This window comes from Aquibium pacificum (genome assembly GCF_040839445.1).
Classification (GTDB): domain Bacteria; phylum Pseudomonadota; class Alphaproteobacteria; order Rhizobiales; family Rhizobiaceae; genus Aquibium; species Aquibium pacificus.
Map to the genome: position 1 here is coordinate 322,412 of NZ_JBDPGJ010000004.1, position 21,077 is coordinate 343,488.

Below are 21,077 nucleotides of genomic sequence, written 5' to 3' on the forward strand. Positions count from 1 at the left end.
GAATCGAATGTCTTCACCGAGCTTCGGACACATCACGCGCGCTGCCGGGCTGATGGCCTTCGTGGCGCTTTCTTCCTGTGTGGTCGAAAGCGGACCGCCGCCCTACAATCCCGGCCCGGGTCCGGGCCCGCAGTTCTGTCCTCGCATCTACGACCCGGTCTGTGCGGAACGGGGCCGCGACCGCGCGACGTTCGCCAATGCCTGCGAGGCGCGCAAGGAACGCTACCGGGTCATCTATCCGGGACAGTGCCGCCGCTCGGGCGGTCCCGTCACGCCACCGCCTCCGGGACCACCGCCGCCTCCCGGACCGCCTCCTGGCCCAGGCCCGGGTCCCGGTCCGATCAATCCTCCGGGCCCACAGCCGGGCGGGCTCTCTTGCACGCAGGTGTACGAGCCCGTCTGTGCGCGCCGCGGATCGCATGTGCGGACGTTCGGAAACGGCTGCGAGGCCGGTGTCGCGAACTACACCATCATCCGTCAGGGGCCGTGTTGAGGCAACGCCGCCGGAACGCCGCTCAGGCGGCTTCCGACAGCGCCCGGTGCGCGTCTGCGAGGATTTCGTAGGAGCGCAGGCGCGCCGTGTGGTCGAAGATCTGCCCGGTCACCATCAGTTCGTCCGCTCCGGTCCGGCGGGCGAACTCCTCTACGCCGCGTCTGACCGTCTCCGGCGAGCCGACGACGGCGCAGGACAGGGCCTGGTCCAGCATCATGCGCGCCATCGGGTCGAGGCTCTCGTAGAAGTTCTCTACCGGCGGAGGCAGCTTGCCGGGTCGGCCGGTGCGCAAGTTCACAAAGGCCTGCTGCTGGGACGAGAACAGAAGCCGTGCCTCCGCGTCGGTCTCGGCCGCGAAGACGCTCATGCCAAGCATCACGTAGGGCCTGTCCAGATATTGCGACGGCTCGAAGCGCTGACGGTAGATCGCCATCGCGCTCTCCAGCTCCGCCGGCGCGAAATGCGAGGCGAAGGCGTAGGGCAGGCCCAGCGCCGCCGCAAGCTGCGCCCCGTAGAGGCTGGAGCCGAGTATCCAGACCGGCACGTCGAGGCCCGCGCCCGGCACCGCCTGGACCCGCTGCCCCTCCTGGAGAGGTTTGAAATAGCCGAGGAGCTCGATCACGTCCTGCGGAAATGCGCTGATGTCGGCGTTCAGGTTGCGGCGCAGCGCCCGGGCCGTCGCCATGTCCGTTCCCGGAGCGCGACCGATGCCGAGATCGATGCGGCCGGGATGGAGTGCCGCCAGCGTGCCGAAAGCTTCCGCGACCATGAGCGGCGCGTGGTTCGGCAGCATGATGCCACCGGCACCGACGCGGATCGTCGACGTCCCCGCCGCGACATGGGCAATCGTGACCGCCGTCGCCGCGCTGGCGATGCCGGGCATGTTGTGATGTTCGGCGAGCCAATAGCGCCGGTAGCCCCATCGCTCGGCATGCCGGGCGAGATCGAGCGAGTTCCGCAGCGACTGCGCCGCATCGGAACCTTCGGGAACGGGGGAGAGGTCGAGGACTGAGATCGGGATCATGGGCCGGATATGGGGAGTTGCTCCCCGTCGTCCAAGGAGGAAGCGGCAGGAAAGTCCGGCTCGCCCCGAACCATGTGCTCGCGCCTCAGCGAGGCCGGGAAGGCGCTGTCAGAAAGGCATCTTGAAGCCGGGCGGGATCGGCAGGCCGGCGGTTAGTTCCTGCGTCTTCTTCTGCATCGTCGCCTCGAGCTTGGCCTTGGCGTCGTTATGGGCGGCGAGGATCAGGTCCTCGAGGACCTCGACATCGTCCTCCTTGAAGAGCGACGGGTCGATCTTCAGCGACTTCATCTCGCCCTTGCCGGAAAGTGTAACGGTTACCAGGCCGCCGCCGGCCTGGCCCGCGGCTTCGATCTGGGCAATCTCCTCCTGCATGGCCTGAAATTTCGCCTGCATCTCCTTGGCCTTGCCCATGAGGCCCATCAGATCCTTCATCGTGTCGTCCTTTCGTCAGATTTCGTCGTCGTCTTCGACGGCGGGCTCCACCGGCAGCGAGGGATCGTCCATCGCGCCCGCGACCGCCGCGTCGGGAATGCGTACGTCTATGATTTTCGAGCCCGGAAAGCGGGCGAGGATCGCCGCGACCGCCGGATCTGACCTGGCGTCGAGCAGCGCGGTCTCTCGCTTGTCGACCTCGACTTCCGCCATGGTCCGACCGCCCGCGTCGCGCGACAGCGAAACGAACCAGTTGCGGCCAGTCCAGGCCTTGAGCCGCGTGGTCATGTCGTTGAGCAGCGTCTTGGGCGCGTCGTCGGTGAGGCTCACCTCCAGCTTGCCCGGCTCGATGCGCACCAGACGCACGCAACGCTTCAGCTGCACCTTGAAGGCGAGGTCGCGGTTGGCGTCGGCGAGGGTCGCGAACTCCTCCAGCGACCTGACCGGCACGATCTGAGACTCGGGTTCAGGCTCCGCCGGCTGCGGCAGGCTCTCCGGCGCCGGCGCGGGAGATGTCTCCACAAGACGCATCGCCTGCCCTCCGCCGGAAGACGGCATGCGGTGTTGGGAAACGAGCGCGCCTGAAGCTGTGGACATCGCGGGCGCGGGCTGCGCGGCGCCGCCATTGCCGATACGCGGCGCGGAGCCGGGACCCGACAGGGCGGGCGCGCCGTCTTCCAGCGACTTCAAGGCCTCGTCGAGGGTAGGCAGGCTCGCGGCATGCGCAATCCTGATCAGCACCATTTCGCCGGCACTGACGGGCCGGTTCGAGCCCTGTACCTCGGAAATGCCCTTGAGGAGCATCTGCCAGGTGCGCGACAGAACCCGCACCGACAGGCGCTTCGAAAAGTCGACGCCGCGCGTTCTCTCGTCCTCCGTCAGCGACGCGTCCTGCGCCGCCTCCGGCACGAAGCGCAGGCGCGTCACCAGATGGTTGAACTCCGCAAGGTCTGTGAGGATCACGGCCGGATCGGCACCACCGTCATACTGCGCGCGATACTCCGTGATCGCCGCGGCGACGTCGCCGCGCATGAGGCTTTCGAAAAGGTCGATGACGCGCGCCCGGTCGGCGAGGCCGAGCATTGCGCGCACGGCTTCGCCCGTTACCTTTCCGGCACCATGGGCGATGGCCTGGTCGAAGATCGACAGCGCGTCGCGCACCGACCCTTCGGCCGCGCGCGCTACCATGGCCAGCGCCTCGTCCTCGACGGCGACGTCCTCCTTGCTTGCGATCCTTCGCAGGTGCTCCACCAGTAGGCCGGCATCGACACGCCTCAGGTCGAAGCGCTGGCAGCGCGACAGCACCGTGATCGGAACCTTGCGGATCTCGGTAGTGGCGAAGATGAACTTCACGTGCGGCGGCGGCTCTTCCAGCGTCTTCAGCAGGCCGTTGAAGGCCTGCGTGGAAAGCATGTGCACCTCGTCGATGATGTAGACCTTGTAGCGCGCCGCAACGGGTGCATAGCGCACCTGCTCGATGATCTCGCGGATGTCGTCGATGCCGGTGTGGGAGGCGGCATCCATCTCGATGACGTCGACATGGCGGCCTTCCATGATCGCCTTGCAGTGCTCGCCGGGCTCGGCGAGATCGATGCTGGGACGGTCGATGTCGGGGGTTTTGTAGTTCAGCGCGCGGGCGAGGATACGGGCTGTGGTGGTCTTGCCCACGCCGCGCACGCCGGTCAGCATCCAGGCCTGGGCGATACGGTTGGCGGCGAACGCGTTGGTCAGCGTGCGCACCAAGGGCTCCTGGCCGATCAGGTCGGAAAAGCTGGCCGGACGGTACTTCCGGGCCAGGACGCGATAGGCCTTGCCATCCGCGTTGTCGGCTTTGCCGGCCTCGCTCATCGGTCGGAGTGCCTCCATGTGGCTGTCGTCGGCATGGGTCGAAAGCCAAATGTCGCGTGCCGACACTGACGCGTCAATGCCTCATCCGGCTGCATCCGGACCGCCGCGAGCGGGTGGAAAGGTGGGAGGCTGGCACGGTGACCCGTGCCTTGGCTCGTTAGGGCTGCTTCCTTCCGGACCTGACCCGGTTGGCGAGTGGCTCGTCCACCACCAACCTCCCGGCTTCCATATCGGGGATTGTGATGCCGAATGCAAGGGAGGTCCGTGCTTTATGCCACGGCTCTGAATCCGGCTCGGTCGCCACGATCGTTCGCTGCATAGTGCAAATGCATCATGCGACACCCCGGCCGCTCTCGATACCATATGCAACCAGAAATTTGCATGAATGAACGATCACGCGCAACGAGGAGACAAGACCGTCGCTGACGGCGCCCTTCATTCGCAACGTTTGCTTCGCCGCCGGAATGCCCCACCAAAGGATTTTGGCCGGCCGGGCGAAGCCTTTTACCAAGCGATCGACGCCGGTCGCAAAATCAAGCCGCTGCCGGGATCGCTTCTGGCCTGCGGAGCGGAGCCCGGCGGTCGAGCCAGCCCGACAGCTTCTCCATCTGGGCTGCGAAGGAGAGCAGCGTCGTCTCATCGCCCGGGCGTCCCGCCGCCTGGATGCCGATCGGCAGGCCCGCATCGGTGACATGGACGGGCATCGAGATCGAAGGCTGCCCGGTGACGTTCTGGATCGCCGGCCAGTGGGTGAACCACAGGCTCTTGTCCATCAGCTGACCCAGGAACTGGTCTATCCTGAGCAGCCGCGTCAGGCGCAGCCTGTCGAGCGTGTTCTCCAGGAATTCGTCTGCCCCGGTCGGGTTCATAGCGCCGACCTTGAGTGGCGGATGGGCAATGACCGGCATCAGGACCGCGTCGTATTTGGCCGTCCGCGCGATCAGGTCCCGCGAGGCGGCGGCTAAGCGCTCCAGGGCCGCGTAGAGCTCGCCCGCCGAGAAGACCTCGCCGAAGCGTGCCAGGACGCGTGTGGCGCGTTCGAGCTCCGGGCCGATGGAGCGGCCGTTGCGGATGCTCTCCGCCCGCACGAAGCCCGCAGTCGCCGAGGCGACGGCCCGCGCAAAATCAGCCATGAAGGCGCGGTCGATCATCGGCAGGTCGATCTCCTCGACCGAATGGCCACCGTCCCGGGCAAGCGACACGGCCTTCTCCAGCGCGATCATCGTATCAGAGGAAATCTCCAGGCCGAGCGGCGATTTCCTGTAGACACCGATCGTCAGCTTGCCGGGATCGCGCGCGGCGGCCTGAGCGAAGGGCTCCGACGGTTCCCGTGCCTGGTAGGGCGCCAGCAGGTCCGGTCCGTGCGTGAGGTCGAGGAGACGGGCGCTGTCGCGTACCGAGCGGGTGACGACGTGATCGACGACGAACCCATACCAGCTCTCCGAGGAGAGTGGCGTCAGCGGGATACGCCCGCGCGACGTCTTGAGGCCTACCAGCCCGCAGCACGCCGCTGGCACGCGGATCGAGCCGCCGCCGTCGGAGGCGTGGGCGGCTGGGACCACGCCCGCCGCAACGAGCGCCGCGGCGCCGCCGGATGAGCCACCGGTCACGTGATTGCGGTTCCACGGGTTGCGGGTGATCCCGAAGCGCTTCGATTCGGTGACCAGCCGCAAGCCGTATTCGGGCGACGTCGAGGTGGCGATCGGGATAAGCCCGGCCGCGCGATAGCGGTCCACCATGACGGAGCTGAAATCGGGGACCAGCGGGGGCGCCGTGCTCCCTGAATGCATTGGGACGCCTTCGATCGCGATCGCCAGGTCCTTGATGGCGAACGGAACGCCGGCAAAAGGGAGTGCGCGATCGACCGCCTTCGCCTGTTCGCGTGCGCTGTCGTAGAGCTTCTCGGCGATGGCGTTGATATCGTGGCCGGTCGCCTCGGCGCGAGCGATCGCCGCATCGACGAGTTCCAGCGGCGCGACGTCGCCCCCGTTTACACGTTCCGCCAGTCCCGTGGCGTCGGTTTCCCAAAGCAGCGTCTCGATGTCGTTCATGGCGTCTCCCCCTTCCCGAGGCTAGCGGTGCCGCGCGTTCGGCGCAACGCCGGCGCACTATGAGAACATGTGGGACAGCAGGAATGCCGCCAGGAACCCGCCGGCGGTGATCAGCCCGGCTGCGTCATGCGCCTCGTCGAAGGCCTCCGGAATCATCGTGTCGGCGATCATGGCCAGCATGGCGCCGGCCGCGACCCCTTGCGCGACCGCGATGTATTCCTGCGGCACGCCCGCGAAGAAGTGGTAGCCGATCACGGATCCGAGGCCGCACAGCGCCGCGATGCCCGCCCACAGGCCGAAGACGTAGCGCGCCGGGAGGCCGGAGGATTTCATTCCCGCGGAACTCGACATCCCTTCCGGGAAGTTCGAGAGGAAGATTGCCGCGACGATGGGCAGCGACACGCCTTCGCCCTCGAGCAGGCTTAGCCCGATCACGATCGATTCCGGGATACCGTCGAACACTGAGCCGAGCGCGATCGCAGCCGCCGCCGTGGCGGCCGATGCATCCGCGCGCGAGGAGCGCTTGCGGCCATGAGCCCCCGCGCGCGCCAGAAGCAGCGCGCCGGCCGTGAACCCCACCGCGCCCGCCACGAAGCCGGCGGAGGACGCCGCCAGTCCGCCGGTCGCCTGGGCCTCGTCCATCAGGTCGAAGGCGATGGCGGAGACGAGCACGCCCGATCCGAAGGCCATGACCGCGGCGATCAGGCGCGGCGACGGTTTGGCGAACCAGCCGACACCCGCGCCGATCAGCAGTGAGCTGCCCGCGAAGAGACCCCAGGACAGTGCGATCAGCAGATCCATGTGACGGTGCTCGCATATGTTTTACAGGCCGGTCAGTTGACTGCGAAGGCCGCGAGCGTGCAAGCCTGTCTGCGAAGCGCGGCCACGAGAAACCGGGATACATGACGGCGCCAGACATCACCAAGCTGATCGTCCGCACCTCCATGAAGGACCGCGCGGCTTTCGACCTGCTCTATCGCCACACCAGCGCGAAACTCTTTGGTGTCTGCCTGCGTATTTTGAGGGACAGGGCGGAAGCGGAAGAGGCGCTGCAGGACGTCTATATCAAGATCTGGGCCAAGGCGGACCGGTTCGCCGTCTCCGAGCTCAGCCCGATCTCCTGGCTCGTGGCGATCGCGCGCAACCACTCGATCGACCGGATCAGGGCGCGACGGCGGGCAACGGTCGAACTGGACGAGGCAACCGGCATCGTCGATCCCACGCCAGGCCCCGAGGCGCTGACCATGGCGGCGGGTGAACGGGCGCGCGTTTTCAGTTGCCTCGACGAACTGGAGAACGACCGCGCGGCGGCGGTCAAGGCTGCTTATCTGAGCGGATTCTCCTATGCCGAGCTTGCCGAACGCTTCGGCGTTCCGCTCAATACGATGCGAACCTGGCTGCGGCGCAGCCTGATGAAACTGAGGGAATGCCTGGAGCGATGAACCCGGCGCACGACAACGATCCCCGGGACGACGACACGCTCGCCGCCGAATACGTCGTGGGCGTGCTTTCGGCCGACGAGCGCCGCGCGGTGTCCGCGCGGATCGAGTCCGATCCCGCGTTCGCCCGGCTGGTCGACCAGTGGGAGGCGCACCTTTCTCCCATGGACGAGTTCGTCCCCGCAGAACCGCCCGCATCGGCCAAACGGAAGCTCGATGAGCGGCTGTTCGCGAACGGGCCAGCGGAAGCGGGCTCCCGCTCATCCGGACCCGCCGGCCTGTGGAGCAGCCTGGCCTTGTGGCGCGGGCTGACCGCGGCGGCGGTCGTGGCGGTCGCGCTGTTGGCAGTCCAGCCTTACCTCGGACAGCCCGGGCAGCCTGAACAAGGGGCCGGGCGGCTCGTGGCGTCACTGGCACCGCAGCAGAGCGACGTGCATTACTTCGTCGTCTACGATGCCCGCGAGAACGACATCGGCCTCTCGCACGTGACCGGCGAACGCGGCGCCGACCAGGACTTCGAATTGTGGGTCATCGAAGGCGACCAGCCTCCCGCCTCGCTTGGCGTCGTGCCGGCCGGCACCAGCGTCCACCTTGCGGTCGACCAGGCCCTGAGCCGGAAGATCGAGCAGGGCGCGGTCTTTGCCATCAGCCTTGAGCCGAGGGGCGGTTCCCCCACCGGACAGCCGACCGGGCCTGTCGTGGCCGCGGGCGACCTGCGCGAGATCTGAGCCGGTTTCGCCTCACGCGAGCCTGACGTTTTCGTGATCGGCCCGTCGAAACTTAATCCTCACGCAACCCGTGTCTCCACCTGCCTCCAGTCGAGAGAGGCAGGAAAACAGGGAGACCTCATCCTATGCGCAATCTCACCGCAAAGATCCTCGCCGGAGCTGTCGCGCTTTCGGCGCTCGCCACCTTCGCCCACGCCGAAAACCCGATGGTGGGCGGCGCGGCGATGTATCCGGACAAGAACATCGTCGAAAACGCCGTGAACTCCGCCGACCACGAGACCCTGGTCGCCGCCGTGAAGGCAGCCGGCCTCGTCGAGACGCTCTCGGGTCCCGGCCCGTTCACCGTCTTCGCACCGACTGACGAAGCCTTCGAGGCGCTGCCGGCCGGCACCGTCGACACGCTGCTGAAGCCCGAGAACAAGGATCAACTCACCAAGGTGCTGACCTGCCACGTCGTGTCGGCCGATGCCATGTCGGATGCGATCGGCAAGATGATCGCCGACGACGGCGGCACGCACCCGGTCCCGACCGTCGGCGGCTGCACCCTGCAGGCCAAGATGGACGGCGACAAGATCACGCTCACCGACGAGACCGGCGGAGTCGCCACCGTCACGATCGCCGACGTCGACCAGTCGAACGGCGTCATCCACGTCATCGACAAGGTCCTGCTTCCGGCAGCCTGATCCAGTCTCGTCCGCGCGCGAACGTCCCTCCGGTTCTACCCAAGATGCGTGCGGGCGGCGTGCCTCGCGTCGCGGGATCGCAAACGCGCGATCCGTGACGCGGGGCATCGTCAGTTGCTAAGTGCCGGAACGGGAGTTCCCATCTTTCGGAAAGTGGACTTTCCGCTTTCAAGGCGAGTTGATTTCGCCGTGACCTCCTCTCTGCGCTACATGCGAGCAAAGGAGCAAAACCATGAAACGCCGTACTTTCCTCTACGCGGGCGCCGGTGCCGCCGCTCTTCTGGCGGGCGCATCCTTGTTGCGTGTCCGCAGCATGGGACCCGATGCCATGGCCAAGACCGACGAGACATTCGAGATCACGAAGACCGAGGCCGAATGGAAGGCACAGCTTTCCCCCGAACAATATGCCGTCCTGCGCGAGGAAGCGACCGAGCGCGCGGGCACCAGCCCCCTTAACCACGAGAAGCGCAAGGGCGTCTTCCATTGCGCGGGCTGTGATCTCGCCGCCTATTCCTCCGAAGCGAAGTACGATTCAGGTACCGGCTGGCCGAGCTTCTGGGAGTCGCTGCCCAATGCCATCGGCACGAAGTCGGACAATACGCTTTTCATGACTCGCACCGAAGTGCATTGCCGCCGCTGCGGCGGACATTTCGGACACATCTTCGATGACGGCCCGCCGCCGACCGGCAAGCGCCATTGCCTCAACGGCCTGGCCTTGACGTTCCGGCCCGCCGGAGCCGCCTGATCGCGGGGCGCGCCTTACCTACTTGTCCGCGGCGGCGGTCATGATCGCCGCGCGAAGGTCGTCCAGGCCCGCGCCTTTCTCCGACGAGGTCGCAATGACCGCGGGGAAGGCGGCGGGCCTCTTCCTTATCTTTTCGAGCGTCTCCGCCAGCAGCTTCGTCACTGCAGGCGGCTTGATCTTGTCCGTCTTGGTCAGCACGAGCTGGTAGGAGACAGCGGCCTTGTCGAGAAGGTCCATCACTTCCCCGTCGATCGTCTTGATGCCGTGTCGCGCATCGATGAGCAGATAGACGCGCTTCAGCGTCACCCGCCCGCGCAGATAGTCGAAGACGAGCTTCGTCCAGTTGTCGACGAGGTCCTTCGGTGCCTGGGCGTACCCGTATCCCGGCATGTCCACCAGGGCCACCGGCGGCAGGTCGCCCGCGTCGCCCGAATAGCCATCCGGCACGAAGTAATTCAGTTCCTGCGTCCGTCCCGGCGTGTTGGACGTCCGGGCAAGCGCCTTCTGGCCGACCAGCGCGTTGATGAGCGAGGACTTGCCGACGTTGGACCGGCCGGCAAACGCGATTTCCGGCGGTCCCTCGGGCGGCAGGAACTTCATGGCGGGAACGCCGCGGATGAAGATCCACGGACGCGGGAAGGCCGTCGCCTCCGGGGCGGGAACGTCGCTCACTCGGCCTTCTCCAGTCGTGCCAGGTCGTTTCCGGTTATGGCATCGATGTTGCGAGTCACCTTGTCAACCGGCCAGTTCCACCAGGCAATGCGCAACAGTCGCGTGATCGTCGCGACGTCGAACCGCATACGGGCGATCCGTGCCGGATTCCCGACGGCGACCGCAAAGGATGGAACGTCGCTACCGACGACCGCGCCAGCGCCGATCACCGCCCCGTCGCCGATCTTCACCCCCGGCATGACCATTGCCTCCATGCCGAACCATACGTCGTTTCCGACCAGCGTGTCGCCGCGGTTCGCGCCACCGAGCTTCGCAAGATCGTAGTTGTCACGCCATGCGCCGCCGAATATGGCGAACGGAAAAGTAGAGAACCCGTCCATGACATGGTTGGCGCCGTTCATGATGAAGCGGGTGTTCGCCGCGATGGCGCAATAGCGGCCGATTTCCAGCCGGTCGCCGATGAAGTCGTAGTGGTAGAGCACGCAGTGCTCCTCGAAGCGCTCGGGCCAAGCGGATCGTCATAGTAGGTATAGTCGCCGACGCTGATGGTCGATCGGGTGACCAGCGGCTTGAGAAAGGCCGTTCGCGGATGGAACGGCAGGGGATTCGTGTCGTAGGGATCGGGCACGCGCATTGGGAACTCCAGTTTAGACAGGGACGGTCTCGAGCGGCATGGTCCGGCCGGGCGTGATGATGCCTGACGTCCGCAGATCCGCTTACCTGTTCACTGGCGGAGTTCCTCGCTTCCGAAACGCCGCAACCTGTCCACTTGCCCGTTCAATCCGGCGAGCACAGACCATTTCGACGCGAGCGGGCAGCCCGCGTCATCACAACCGGCGGCTATTCCGCCGGCTGCTTGTCCTTCTTCTTGAACAGCCCGACGAGGTTGTCCCAGAGTTCGATCTTGGCGCCCTGCCGCTTCATTATGATGCCCTGCTGGATGATCGAGAGCGTGTTGTTCCAGGCCCAGTAGATCACCAGCCCGGCCGGGAAGGTCGCCAGCATGAAGGTGAACACGACCGGCATCCAGGTGAAGATCATCGCCTGCGTCGGGTCCGGCGGCGTCGGGTTCATGCGCATCTGCAGGAACATCGTGACGCCCATGATCAGCGGCCAGACGCCGATCATCAGGAAGGCCGGCACGTCGTAGGGAAGCAGTCCGAACAGGTTGAAGAGCGACGTCGGATCCGGCGCGGCGAGATCGTGGATCCAGCCGAAGAACGGCGCGTGTCGCATCTCGATCGTGATGTAGAGAACCTTGTAGAGCGCGAAGAAGACGGGAATCTGGATCAGGATCGGCCAGCAGCCGGCGATCGGATTGATCTTTTCCTTCTTGTAGAGCTCCATCATCGCCTGCTGCTGCTTCATGCGGTCGTCGCCGTATTTCTCGCGAATCTCCAGCATGGCGGGCTGCATCTTCTTCATGTTCGCCATCGACTTGTAGGACTTGTTGGCGAGCGGGAAGAAGATGGCCTTGACGATGACGGTCGTGGCCAGGATGGCGAGGCCGAAGTTGCCGAGCAGCTTGTAGAGATGGTCGATGAGCCAGAACATCGGCTTGGTGATGAAATAGAACCAGCCCCAGTCGATCAGGAGATCGAACTGGCGGATCTGCAGGTTCTCCTCGTAGTTGGTGATCTGCGCCACTTCCTTGGCGCCGGCGAAGAGGAGCGTCTCGACCGTCTGCGTTTGCCCGGGCGCGATCGTGACGGGATCGGAGAGGAAGTCGGACTGGTAGCGCGGGCGGCCGTCGTCGAAATAGGCGTATCGCGGCTGAAAACTCTCCCCGCGAGGCACCAGAGCCACCGCCCAATACTTGTCGGTGATGCCCAGCCAGCCGTCGGAGGATTTCGAAGGGATGATCAGCTTGTCTTCTTCGACGTCGGAATAGTCGACCTCCTTCAGCCCGTCCTCGCCCGTCACTCCGATCAGGCCCTCATGGAGGACGTAGACGCTCGCCGTCTGCGGCTTGAAGAAGCGGGTGACGCGGCCGTAGCTGTTCAACGCCACCGGTTCGCTCCCTGCATTGCTCACCGCATCGGAGATGGTGAACATGTAGTCGTCGTCGATGGAGATCGTGCGCGTGAAGGTCAGACCGGTGTCGTTCGTATAGGTCAGTTGCACCGGCGTATCCGGCGTCAGCACCGGCTGGCCTTCGACGCTCCAGACCGTGTCCGGCCCCGGAAAGTTTCCCGCCTGCGTGCCACCGGTGAACCCCACCTCGGCATAATAGCCGTGCGGAAGCGAAGCCGGATTGAGGAGATCGATGTTGGCTGAGTTCTTGTCGACGGTGACGTGATAGTCCTTGAGCAAAAGGTCGTCGATGCGGGCGCCGGTGAGATTGATGGACCCCGACAGGCTCGGAGTCTCGATCTTCACCCTGCCGCTGGAGGCGAGCGCGCCGGCGCGGTCCGTCGCCTGTGTCACGGCCGAGGCGCCGGGCACACCGGTTCCCGGTGCCGTCGGGATGGCGGGCGTAGTCCCGCCCGGGCTCGCGACGCTCTGGTCCTGCTGCGCGGTCCGTTCCTGCTCGATTCGCGCGACCTCCCGCTGCCGCTCGATGCGCGGGTTCATGTAGAACACCTGCCACACCGTCAGAATCAGGATCGACAGCGCGATCGTGATGAAGAAATTGCGATTATTTTCCATCGGGAGTGGTTCCGCGAATTCGTCGGGAAAGCTCGGCCTTCAAGGCATCGAACGGCGCGGCGAGTATCTCGCGGCGCCCGACAATCACATAGTCGTTGCCTGCCGCCATGTCACCAGCGGCGTGAACGCGCACTGCTTCTTTCAGACGCCGCCGGATTCTGTTGCGGACGACGGCGTTGCCGGTCTTCTTCGTGACGGTCAGTCCGAACCGCGGTTCGCCGCCGTCCTGCCGGTCGAGCACCTCAAGCAGGAACAAGCGCCCGCGCCGCTTCTCGCCGCGTCGCGTCGCCAGGAAGTCGGCCCGCTTCTTGAGACGCTGCGGGGAGCGTTGCGCGTCGCGCGCCTCCGGCAAGGAGTGCGGCTTTCCGGTCAGGCCGAAAGACGCTTGCGGCCGCGGTTGCGGCGTGCGGCGATGACGTCGCGGCCGCCCTTGGTTGCCATGCGCGCACGGAAGCCGTGGCGGCGCTTGCGAACGAGCTTGGAAGGTTGGTACGTGCGCTTCATTTCTTTGATACCGCGGAGTGCGGCCCTTCTTGGTTCTGTCTCTCGAGAGCAGGAGCTGTCGGGCGGGGGCGGTCACGACAAACGTCGCGCCGGACCGTGGACCCGAACGTGCGGCGGCTTATACGGATCGACCCGGGCGGAGTCAATTCGCCGGTCCCGCAAAGTCATCTTGCCTGCGTGTGCGGGGCGGAAGGCGCAACTCGCGGGCACAGCGCCGGTTCACCCGGGCGTGAATGGCCCCCGCATGTCCCTCAACAGACGGTGAGACCTCCGGTGAAACCCTTGCAGGCTCTCTTCGCGTGGCCCAAGTGGGCATGATGGGTATGAGAGGGCCGACGCATCGGACCTTGCGATACCCGGTCGCGCGGAAGACAGTAGTCACGTTCGCGCAAACAGAAAGCGAAGCCTTGTCCGCAGCCTCCGACAAGATCTCGACGAGAAGCGACCGCAGCCGCCTGTTACGTTTCGCGCCGATCGCCGTGGTCGTCGCTGGCCTTGCGGTCGCCTACGCGATGGGTCTGCATGAGGTCCTGTCGCTCGACTATCTCTCCGAACGGCGCGAGCAGCTTCATGCGTTCGTGGCCGACAATCCCCTGTCGTCGCTGATCGGATTTCTCCTTGTCTATGCGCTGGCGGTGGCTCTCGCGTTTCCCGCCGCTTCGATCCTGACGGTCTTTGCCGGCCTGCTCTTCGGATGGCTCCTCGGCGGGGCGGTCGTGGCGGTGGCGGCAACGCTTGGAGCGACCGTGCTTTTCCTCGCCGCGCGCAGCGCCTTCGGGAGCCTCTTGCGCGAACGACTGGGGGAGAGGGCAACGCGCCTGGCAGCTGGATTCGAGGAAGACGCCTTCGGATATCTCCTGGTACTGCGGCTCGCGCCGATCTTTCCGTTCTGGGTGATCAACATCGCCCCGGCGTTCTTCCACGTGCCGCTGCGTATCTACATCCTGGCGACGTTCGTCGGCATTCTGCCGGGCACCTTCGCCTATGCCTATCTCGGCCAGGGCCTCGAAAGCGTGCTCATGGCCGCCGAACAGTCCGGCCGGGACATCTCGCTGCGCGATCTGATTACCCCGGAGATCACCATCGCCTTCGTGGCGCTCGCCCTTGTTGCGGCGATCCCCACCGTCGTAAAGAAGTTCAGGAACCGCAAGGCCGACTGACCTGTTCCGGGCGCGGCGGAAAACGCGATAAGGACGGGCCGACCGATGGCGACAATTCTCAAACCAGATATCTGCGTGATCGGCGCCGGCTCGGGCGGCCTGTCGGTCGCCGCCGCAGCCGCCGCTTTCGGCGTGCCGGTCGTCCTGATCGAGAAAGGCAAGATGGGCGGGGACTGCCTGAACTATGGCTGCGTCCCGTCCAAGGCGATGATCGCGGCGGGCAGGCGGGCGCACCAGATGCGGAACGCTGACCCGTTCGGGATCGCCAGCGTCGAGCCCGATATCGATTTCCGGAAAGTAAACGCGCACATCCACTCGGTCATTTCCGCGATAGCACCGAACGATTCGGTCGAACGGTTCACCGCGCTCGGGGTTCGCGTCATCAGGGAGGAAGCGCGGTTCAAGGATCGGCGGACCGTGATTGCGGGAGACGCCGAGATACGCGCTCGGCGCTTCGTCGTGGCGACCGGCTCGTCGCCTCTAGTCCCGCCGATCCCGGGCCTGGACGAAGTCGACTACCTCACCAACGAGACGATCTTCGAACGCACGCGCCGCGCCGGCCATCTCGTCATCATTGGCGGCGGTCCGATCGGCATCGAACTCGCCCAGGCGCATCGCCGTCTCGGCTGCGAGGTCACCGTGGTGGAAGCCTCTTCCGCGCTCGGCAAGGACGATCCCGAACTCGCCGCCATCGTTCTCGCAAGGCTGCGCGACGAGGGCATCACCATCCGCGAAAAGACGAAGGTCGTCCGCGTCGAGCGGCGCGGCAAGACGATCGTGCGGGTCCATGTGGAGACGCAAAGTGGTTCGGAAACCATCGACGGCACGCATCTCCTCGTGGCGGCGGGGCGCGCCGCCAACGTCGAGACGCTTGATCTCGGCAAGGCGGGGATCGCCTTCGACCGGAAGGGGATCAAGGTCTCGGACAAGCTGCGCACCACCAATCGCCGCGTCTATGCCATTGGCGACGTCGCGGGGGGGCTGCAGTTCACGCACGTCGCCAACTATCATGCGGGACTGGTGATCCGTGCCCTTCTGTTCCGCCTGCCCGCGCGGGAAGACCCTGCGATCATCCCGTGGATCACCTTCACCGATCCCGAGCTTGCCCATGTCGGCTTGAACGAAGCCGACGCCATGAAGCAGTACAAGGGCAGGATCCGGGTGCTGCGCTGGCCCTACGCCGAAAACGACCGCGCACAGGCCGAACGTGAAACCACCGGGTTCATAAAGCTCGTGACCGACCGGCGCGGCAGGCTTTTGGGAGCGACCATTGTCGGAGCGAACGCCGGCGAGATGATCAACATGTGGGCGCTGGCGATCGCGAAGAAGCTCACCATGCGGGATGTCGCCGGCTACGTGTCGCCCTATCCCACCACGAGCGAAATTGGCAAACGCGCCGCAATCGCCTATTTTTCCGACGCGACCCGCAAACCGTCGGTGCGGCGAGTGGTCAGGTTCCTGCGCTTCTTCGGATGAGACCGGGGCGCAGCGCTCCCCCACGGATCGGTGTCGCGGCGCGGAGACAGTTTCGGATGATCGGCGAACCAGGTGAAGAGACGGGCCGGCGGAGCCCCGCGACGGCGGATTTCGGCGCCGTCGCATGGCCGCGCAAGCTCTCCACCAAGCTTCTCGCCCTCACCATCGTCTTCGTGCTGATCGCCGAGATCCTGATCTTCATCCCCTCGATCGCCAATTTCCGCCTCCGCTGGCTGGAGGAAAGGCTGGCGACGGCGGCCGCCGCCAGTATCGTTCTCGTCGAGAGCGAGAACGACGACCTTTCGCCGGACGTGCGCAACGACGTCCTGATGGCGCTGGGCGCCAAGGCGATCGCGGTGCGCGACGGCGGCATCTCGCGGCTCCTGGTGGTGTCCGACATGCCCCCGGAAGTGGACGAGCATATCGCACCCGGCCAGACGGGCCCGCTGGAGGCCGTCGCGGGCGCGCTGGATACGCTGGTCTCCGGCGGAAACCGCATCTTGCGGGTGTTCGGCGCCGTTGGCGACAGCGACATGGAGTTCGAACTCATCATAGCCGATACGCGGCTGCGCAGCGCCATGCTGACCTATGCGCGCAACGTGGCGATCCTGTCACTGCTGATCTCGCTGATTACCGCGGGCCTCGTCTTCTTCGCCATCCACGCCATGCTGATCCGGCCGATCCGGGACCTGCGCCGGTCCATGGTGGCCTTCGCCGAGGCGCCCGACGATCCGTCGGGGATATTGCGGCCGTCGGGCCGCCGCGACGAACTGGGCGTCGCCGAGCAGGGCCTCGCCGACATGCAGCGGCAGTTACAGCACACGCTCGGCGAACAGAAGCATCTTGCCGATCTCGGCCTCGCCGTCTCCAAGATCAATCACGACATGCGCAACATCCTCGCTTCGGCACAGCTGATGTCGGACCGGCTGCGGACGGTGAAGGATCCCGCCGTCCAGATGTTCGCGCCGAAGCTGGTGCGCGCCATCGACCGCGCCGTCGGCTACACAGAGAACGTGCTGGCCTACGGCCGCGCGCACGAGCCGCCGCCGGCGCGGCGGATCGTCCGGCTCGCCATGCTCGTCGACGAAGTGCACGGTATGCTCGGCATTCCGCCCGACAGCGGCATCGAATTCGTCAACGCGGTCGACGCGGAGATGGAGGTGGACGCCGATGCCGAGCAGCTCTTCCGGGTGCTGATCAACCTGTGCCGGAACGCGGTACAGGCGATGGCGGGCGAGGAGGACGAAACGGTGGTCCGCCGGCTGACGGTATCGGGGCGGCGTGCCGGCAGCGTCAGCCGCATCCTCGTGGAGGATACCGGACCCGGGCTGCCCGCGAAGGCGAGGGAAAATCTCTTCGCGGCGTTTCGGGGCGCGGCGCGCAGCGGCGGAACCGGGCTGGGGCTCGCCATCGCGAACGAGCTCGTGCGGGCGCATGGCGGCACGATCGAGCTGCTTGAGAGCATCGGAGGGCATACCGCGTTCGCGATCACCATCCCGGACCAGCCAGTGCAGATCGAACAGGCGCGCACCGCACTGCGCCGGCCTGCCTCCGCCGGCTGATCCCGAACCCACCGGCGCCCCCAACGCTCCGCGCGCCCATGGCCGCACGCCGCGGCACCGGCGCTGCCATGCGGAACGATATCCGCGGCCAGCCCGTCGGCCATCTGGCCACGCCGGTCGATCGGCCAGGCGTCGGTCCACAAGGCCTGGCGTTCGCCGGCTCGCGTCGATCCCTGACCTGGCATTTGTCTATCGCTCTATCGCTCTATCGCTCTAGCGCCGGTCAGCCGGGCGAGGGCGGTCCATCGAGCTTGCCTTTGTTCTACAGGGCACGGTACCAGCCGACGGGCTTTACGCCGGTGCAAAGGCCTGAAGCCGGTCGACCGGCTGGTCTTCGGTCCACGGGCTTTGGTGCCAGTCGTGTTCTGGCGTCGGTCGATCCTTCATTCCGACGACCGGAAGTTTTCTGGTTCGCGCGGCTTGCTTTTGGCCGCCGGCTTCATTAGGTACCAGTTCCGTTCGGGCCGGCACGTGCCGGCCGCGAAAGTGCCGTCTTTAGGCGGCCTGCGCGCCCGTAGCTCAGCTGGATAGAGCACCAGACTACGAATCTGGGGGTCAGAGGTTCGAATCCTTTCGGGCGCGCCATTCAACCTACGGAATTTCTTCGTTTTTTTGCGGGTGGTAGTTGGGATGTCTGCTTGTTAGGCTTGCCCTGATCCGCGTCCGCACGATGCGATAGCCAGGTCTGAGGTAGTTCCGAAGGAAGGCGTCCGTCTCTGGGGGGGGCAGCTTGTCGCAGAGAACCGGCAATGTTCGATCATTTGCGCACCACGCATGGAGTGTGCCCTTCGGTGGACAGATTGATGGAATGGCATTGACCGGTTGGCCGGGCTTTCGAAGGATGGAAGTCCATGGTTCGACATCGCACACACAGCATCTCGTTCAAGCGTCAGGTCGTGCAGGAGTACCTTGGCGGCGAGGCGCTCCACGAACCCATCATGGACCGATGGGTGCACCTGCACGCCGTTGGCGGCGATGCAACTTTGCAGAACTTGGATCGCGTCAGTCCGCAGGCGGCGGCGACGAGATCCGCATCGTCCAAAACGATGAATGGCGCATTGCTCCCAGTTCGAGAGAGAGCCGCTTCACTGTCGGCGCGCACTGCGCCATCAACAGGGAGCCTACCCGCGTAGTCCCCGTGAACGAGAGCTTGCAAAGGGTGGGATTGGCGCAGAGTTCTGCGCCGATCTCCTGAGGCAGCCCTGTCGCGATGTGGCGACGCTCGCCGGTAGCCCGGCTCTCTCAGCGAGGGCGCCTGCACCCGTGCCGAATAGGGAGCCAGTTCCGACGGCTTGACGAAGACGATGCAGCCTGCCGCGAGCGCAGCGGCAACCTTCTATTCCGGCAGGGACTGGCTCGCAGAGGGTAAGGATGCGCCGGGCCGGCGGTGCCGGTAGGACCGAGCCGTCGATCCGGCGGACCTACCCGGCGAGCCATCTCATGAATGTGGCGCCACAAGCGACCTCGTTGCGCGCGTCGACGCGCGGCTTACAATGCTCGAGCGTAAGCAGCCTGGCGAGATCCGCTGTCGCCTCCACGATCAGCGCGAACCATCGCAACAGGGCCGCCCGCTCCGCCGCAGGCACTCGACGCCAGGGCGGAAATGCCGTTGGCGCGGCGTCGAACACCGCTGCCGGTTCCGCCCGTCCAAGGCTTGGCACCACGCCGAGGATTTCGCTGGTGGCGGAATTGTCGACCTGCAGCCAATCGTTGTCGTCCAGCCACCGGCCGCCGATCGGCGCACGTTCCTTCGAAAGGTCGACGTCCACGGGGACGCGGCGCGGGGCTCAGGTCGACGGCAAGCACTTACCCCGGACTGGAGCTCCCAGTTGGCTCCGCGCACGCCGGAATGCGAAGCCGCGCTTAGGACTCGCAGCGAATGTCGAGCACCGCACATTTTCCATTGCTTCGTATTTCCGCAAAGGCTCGGTCGACGGCAGCGGGCAGGGCGGCCGGGTCCGACACCACCTCGCCCCAGCAGCCGCAGGCCCGCGCGATCATGGCGAAATCCGGCGTTGGTTCCAGACTCGTCAGAGGCATCCGGTTGGCGCGCACGGCATGGCCATCGGGATACATGGCGCGCGTGGCACGTACGACGGCGCCCCATGCAGCGTTGTTGAAGATCACGATCAGGATCGGAATCTTCTCGGCAGCGGCGATCTGCTGGCACACGATCGGATTCGCGAAGAGGTAGCTTCCGTCGCCAACAGTGGCGATGACTTCGCGTTGCGGCGCAGCCAGCTTGGCGCCGAGCGCTGCGGGCAGTCCCCAGCCAAGTCCGCCTGCGGGCGAACTGCCGAAGAAGCTGCCTGGTTCCGTCGTCCTCACCGCAGAAAGCACCAAGGGATACTCGTTGACGAAAATGGAATCCGGCGCCCGAGCCCTGTCCAGACAGGCGGAAGCCCAAGCCATCGTCATCTGCTGGGGTACCCGGGCAACCGCCGCCAGTCCTTTCTCGCGAATGGCCGCGCATTTCGACCTGGCCGTTGCCGCCCGCGCTTCGAAGCGGGCCTGCGCCCCATCCATCTCGTCCAGCATGGCTTGCAGGAAGTGGCGCGCCGAAGCGCGGATGGTCAGATTGGAGCGGAAACCGCGCATCGGATATCGCGCCTGCAGTGGATCGGTTCCGACCTGAATGATCTTGGCGCCCGGCGGCGTGTCGCCATTGCCCGGAATCCAGGGAACATCGCACTCGATCACCAGCACGAGGTCGGAATCCCCAATCCAAGGCGCAGACTCATGGCCGCCGTGAAAGGCGTCCTCGCTCGAAAGGCTGAGGTGACGCCGCCGGTACTCCACCACGGCAGCGCCCGCGCGCGCGGCAAAACGCGAGAGAAGCTCCGGCACCTGCCGGTCTACGCCGGCACGCGATGTTATGATGAGCGGCGACCTGGCGCGGGCGAAGAGTTCCGCCGCCTTCCTGACATCCTCCTGCTCGGGTCCGGCGATCCGGGCCGGCAGCATCAACGGCTCGTCGTCCACGGTGCCTGCCGGCTCCATGGCGAGGATTTCGCGCGGCAAGGTCAAATAGACGGGGCCAGCCGGGTCCGAATGGGCTATCGCGAGGGCACGGTCGGTTGCCAGCGTCAACTGGCGCGGGTCGCGAAGCTCGTAATCCCAGCGAACGCTTTCGCGCACCATACCAGCTTGGTCGAACATCTCCTGCGCCCAGTGGATGTTCAGCGATCGCGAGCCGTTCTCACCCTCCTCGAGGATCGGCGTTCGCCCTGCGGCCAGCAGAAGGGGCACGTATTCACGGTCGGCATTGATCAGTCCGTTCAGGGCGTTGGCGGTGCCGACATTGACGTGGACCATCGCCGCCTGGGCCCTCCCTGAGACCATGGCATGCCCGTGCGCCATTGAGATGGCGGCGTTTTCATGCGGGCATACCACGGGGCGCGGGATCGCCATGCCCAGCTGCTCGGAGCGCGCGATGCCCTCGACGATCGACGGGAAGTCGGTGCCGGAATTGGCGAAGAGGAAGTCCACGCCACGTCTCTTCAGAAGGCGCATCCAGGCCTCGCCCACCGACGCAGGGGCAGGCGCCTCGGCGGCCACTCCACTCGCGGAGCCTTGCAGGGCGGTGCTCGGTGTAGCCATGTCTCAAGGTT

Annotated in this window: 20 protein-coding genes, 1 tRNA gene, 1 other RNA gene and 1 pseudogene; 9 read left to right on the plus strand and 14 right to left on the minus strand. The window is 65.8% G+C overall.

The features are described from left to right. Window positions 1–7: 7 nt before the first annotated feature. On the plus strand, window positions 8–493 hold the full coding sequence (locus ABGN05_RS18045; protein ID WP_367955434.1) for a Kazal-type serine protease inhibitor family protein: 486 nt from the start codon (window positions 8–10) through the stop codon (window positions 491–493). Window positions 494–515: 22 nt separating this feature from the next. On the opposite strand, the gene ABGN05_RS18050 is transcribed toward ABGN05_RS18045, so the two are convergent. The 6 genes from ABGN05_RS18050 to ABGN05_RS18075 form a co-directional block, all read right to left on the minus strand. Next, window positions 516–1,517: an LLM class flavin-dependent oxidoreductase gene (locus ABGN05_RS18050; RefSeq protein ID WP_367955435.1), complete on the minus strand. Its 1,002-nt coding sequence runs from the start codon at window positions 1,515–1,517 to the stop codon at window positions 516–518. Between the two features lie 108 nt (window positions 1,518–1,625). Next, window positions 1,626–1,949: a YbaB/EbfC family nucleoid-associated protein gene (locus ABGN05_RS18055; protein ID WP_367955436.1), complete on the minus strand. Its 324-nt coding sequence runs from the start codon at window positions 1,947–1,949 to the stop codon at window positions 1,626–1,628. Between the two features lie 15 nt (window positions 1,950–1,964). Beyond that, window positions 1,965–3,797: a DNA polymerase III subunit gamma/tau gene (locus ABGN05_RS18060; protein WP_367955437.1), complete on the minus strand. Its 1,833-nt coding sequence runs from the start codon at window positions 3,795–3,797 to the stop codon at window positions 1,965–1,967. Window positions 3,798–3,918: 121 nt separating this feature from the next. Next, an RNA gene (gene ffs / locus ABGN05_RS18065) (signal recognition particle sRNA small type) lies at window positions 3,919–4,016 on the minus strand. A gap of 314 nt (window positions 4,017–4,330) precedes the next feature. After that, a complete protein-coding gene (locus ABGN05_RS18070) occupies window positions 4,331–5,848 on the minus strand; it encodes an amidase (protein ID WP_367955438.1) in 1,518 nt (505 codons plus the stop codon). 57 nt (window positions 5,849–5,905) lie between these two features. Then, window positions 5,906–6,649: a ZIP family metal transporter gene (locus ABGN05_RS18075; protein ID WP_367955439.1), complete on the minus strand. Its 744-nt coding sequence runs from the start codon at window positions 6,647–6,649 to the stop codon at window positions 5,906–5,908. A gap of 101 nt (window positions 6,650–6,750) precedes the next feature. On the opposite strand from ABGN05_RS18075, the gene ABGN05_RS18080 reads away from it, so the two are divergent. The 4 genes from ABGN05_RS18080 to msrB all read left to right on the plus strand — a co-directional run bounded on the left by ABGN05_RS18080 (window position 6,751) and on the right by msrB (window position 9,443). Then, a complete protein-coding gene (locus ABGN05_RS18080) occupies window positions 6,751–7,290 on the plus strand; it encodes a sigma-70 family RNA polymerase sigma factor (RefSeq protein WP_367955440.1) in 540 nt (179 codons plus the stop codon). After that, window positions 7,287–8,015, plus strand: a complete 729-nt coding sequence (locus ABGN05_RS18085; RefSeq protein WP_367955441.1) for an anti-sigma factor — start codon at window positions 7,287–7,289, stop codon at window positions 8,013–8,015. Before ABGN05_RS18080 ends, ABGN05_RS18085 begins: the two co-directional genes overlap by 4 nt. A gap of 125 nt (window positions 8,016–8,140) precedes the next feature. Next, a complete protein-coding gene (locus ABGN05_RS18090) occupies window positions 8,141–8,698 on the plus strand; it encodes a fasciclin domain-containing protein (RefSeq protein ID WP_367955442.1) in 558 nt (185 codons plus the stop codon). A 232-nt stretch (window positions 8,699–8,930) separates the two neighbouring features. Next, a complete protein-coding gene (msrB, locus tag ABGN05_RS18095) occupies window positions 8,931–9,443 on the plus strand; it encodes a peptide-methionine (R)-S-oxide reductase MsrB (RefSeq protein ID WP_367955443.1) in 513 nt (170 codons plus the stop codon). A gap of 18 nt (window positions 9,444–9,461) precedes the next feature. On the opposite strand, the gene yihA is transcribed toward msrB, so the two are convergent. The 5 genes and pseudogenes from yihA to rpmH all read right to left on the minus strand — a co-directional run bounded on the left by yihA (window position 9,462) and on the right by rpmH (window position 13,268). Continuing rightward, window positions 9,462–10,115, minus strand: a complete 654-nt coding sequence (gene yihA, locus ABGN05_RS18100; RefSeq protein ID WP_367955444.1) for a ribosome biogenesis GTP-binding protein YihA/YsxC — start codon at window positions 10,113–10,115, stop codon at window positions 9,462–9,464. Then, window positions 10,112–10,749: pseudogene (locus tag ABGN05_RS18105) on the minus strand (CatB-related O-acetyltransferase). Before ABGN05_RS18105 ends, yihA begins: the two are co-directional and overlap by 4 nt. Before the next feature lie 206 nt (window positions 10,750–10,955). Beyond that, entirely contained in the window at window positions 10,956–12,764 is a 1,809-nt protein-coding gene (yidC, locus tag ABGN05_RS18110) for a membrane protein insertase YidC (protein WP_367955445.1), read from the minus strand. Beyond that, complete coding sequence (gene rnpA / locus ABGN05_RS18115) at window positions 12,754–13,116, minus strand: ribonuclease P protein component (RefSeq protein ID WP_367955446.1); 363 nt, start codon at window positions 13,114–13,116, stop codon at window positions 12,754–12,756. The genes yidC and rnpA overlap by 11 nt, the downstream gene beginning before the upstream one ends. 17 nt (window positions 13,117–13,133) lie before the next feature. Continuing rightward, window positions 13,134–13,268 carry a 50S ribosomal protein L34 gene (gene rpmH / locus ABGN05_RS18120; protein WP_072602205.1) on the minus strand — a complete coding sequence of 45 codons (135 nt, stop codon included), beginning with the start codon at window positions 13,266–13,268 and terminating at the stop codon, window positions 13,134–13,136. A gap of 407 nt (window positions 13,269–13,675) precedes the next feature. On the opposite strand from rpmH, the gene ABGN05_RS18125 reads away from it, so the two are divergent. From ABGN05_RS18125 to ABGN05_RS18140, 4 genes are all read left to right on the plus strand, one after another. Further along, window positions 13,676–14,428: a TVP38/TMEM64 family protein gene (locus tag ABGN05_RS18125; protein WP_367955447.1), complete on the plus strand. Its 753-nt coding sequence runs from the start codon at window positions 13,676–13,678 to the stop codon at window positions 14,426–14,428. 45 nt (window positions 14,429–14,473) lie between these two features. Further along, window positions 14,474–15,904 (plus strand): dihydrolipoyl dehydrogenase family protein, encoded by a 1,431-nt coding sequence (locus ABGN05_RS18130; protein WP_367955448.1) that lies wholly within the window; start codon window positions 14,474–14,476, stop codon window positions 15,902–15,904. A 56-nt stretch (window positions 15,905–15,960) separates the two neighbouring features. Then, a complete protein-coding gene (locus ABGN05_RS18135) occupies window positions 15,961–17,466 on the plus strand; it encodes a sensor histidine kinase (RefSeq protein ID WP_367955449.1) in 1,506 nt (501 codons plus the stop codon). Between the two features lie 508 nt (window positions 17,467–17,974). Further along, window positions 17,975–18,051, plus strand: a tRNA-Arg gene (locus ABGN05_RS18140). Window positions 18,052–18,468: 417 nt separating this feature from the next. On the opposite strand, the gene ABGN05_RS18145 is transcribed toward ABGN05_RS18140, so the two are convergent. The 3 genes from ABGN05_RS18145 to ABGN05_RS18155 form a co-directional block, all read right to left on the minus strand. Continuing rightward, window positions 18,469–18,678 (minus strand): aldehyde dehydrogenase family protein, encoded by a 210-nt coding sequence (locus ABGN05_RS18145; RefSeq protein WP_367955881.1) that lies wholly within the window; start codon window positions 18,676–18,678, stop codon window positions 18,469–18,471. A 209-nt stretch (window positions 18,679–18,887) separates the two neighbouring features. Beyond that, entirely contained in the window at window positions 18,888–19,235 is a 348-nt protein-coding gene (locus ABGN05_RS18150; protein WP_367955450.1) for an aldehyde dehydrogenase family protein, read from the minus strand. A 94-nt stretch (window positions 19,236–19,329) separates the two neighbouring features. Further along, the gene (locus ABGN05_RS18155) at window positions 19,330–21,066 is read right to left on the minus strand and encodes a thiamine pyrophosphate-requiring protein (protein WP_367955451.1); all 1,737 of its coding nucleotides are present in this window, start codon (window positions 21,064–21,066) and stop codon (window positions 19,330–19,332) included. Window positions 21,067–21,077: the final 11 nt, after the last annotated feature.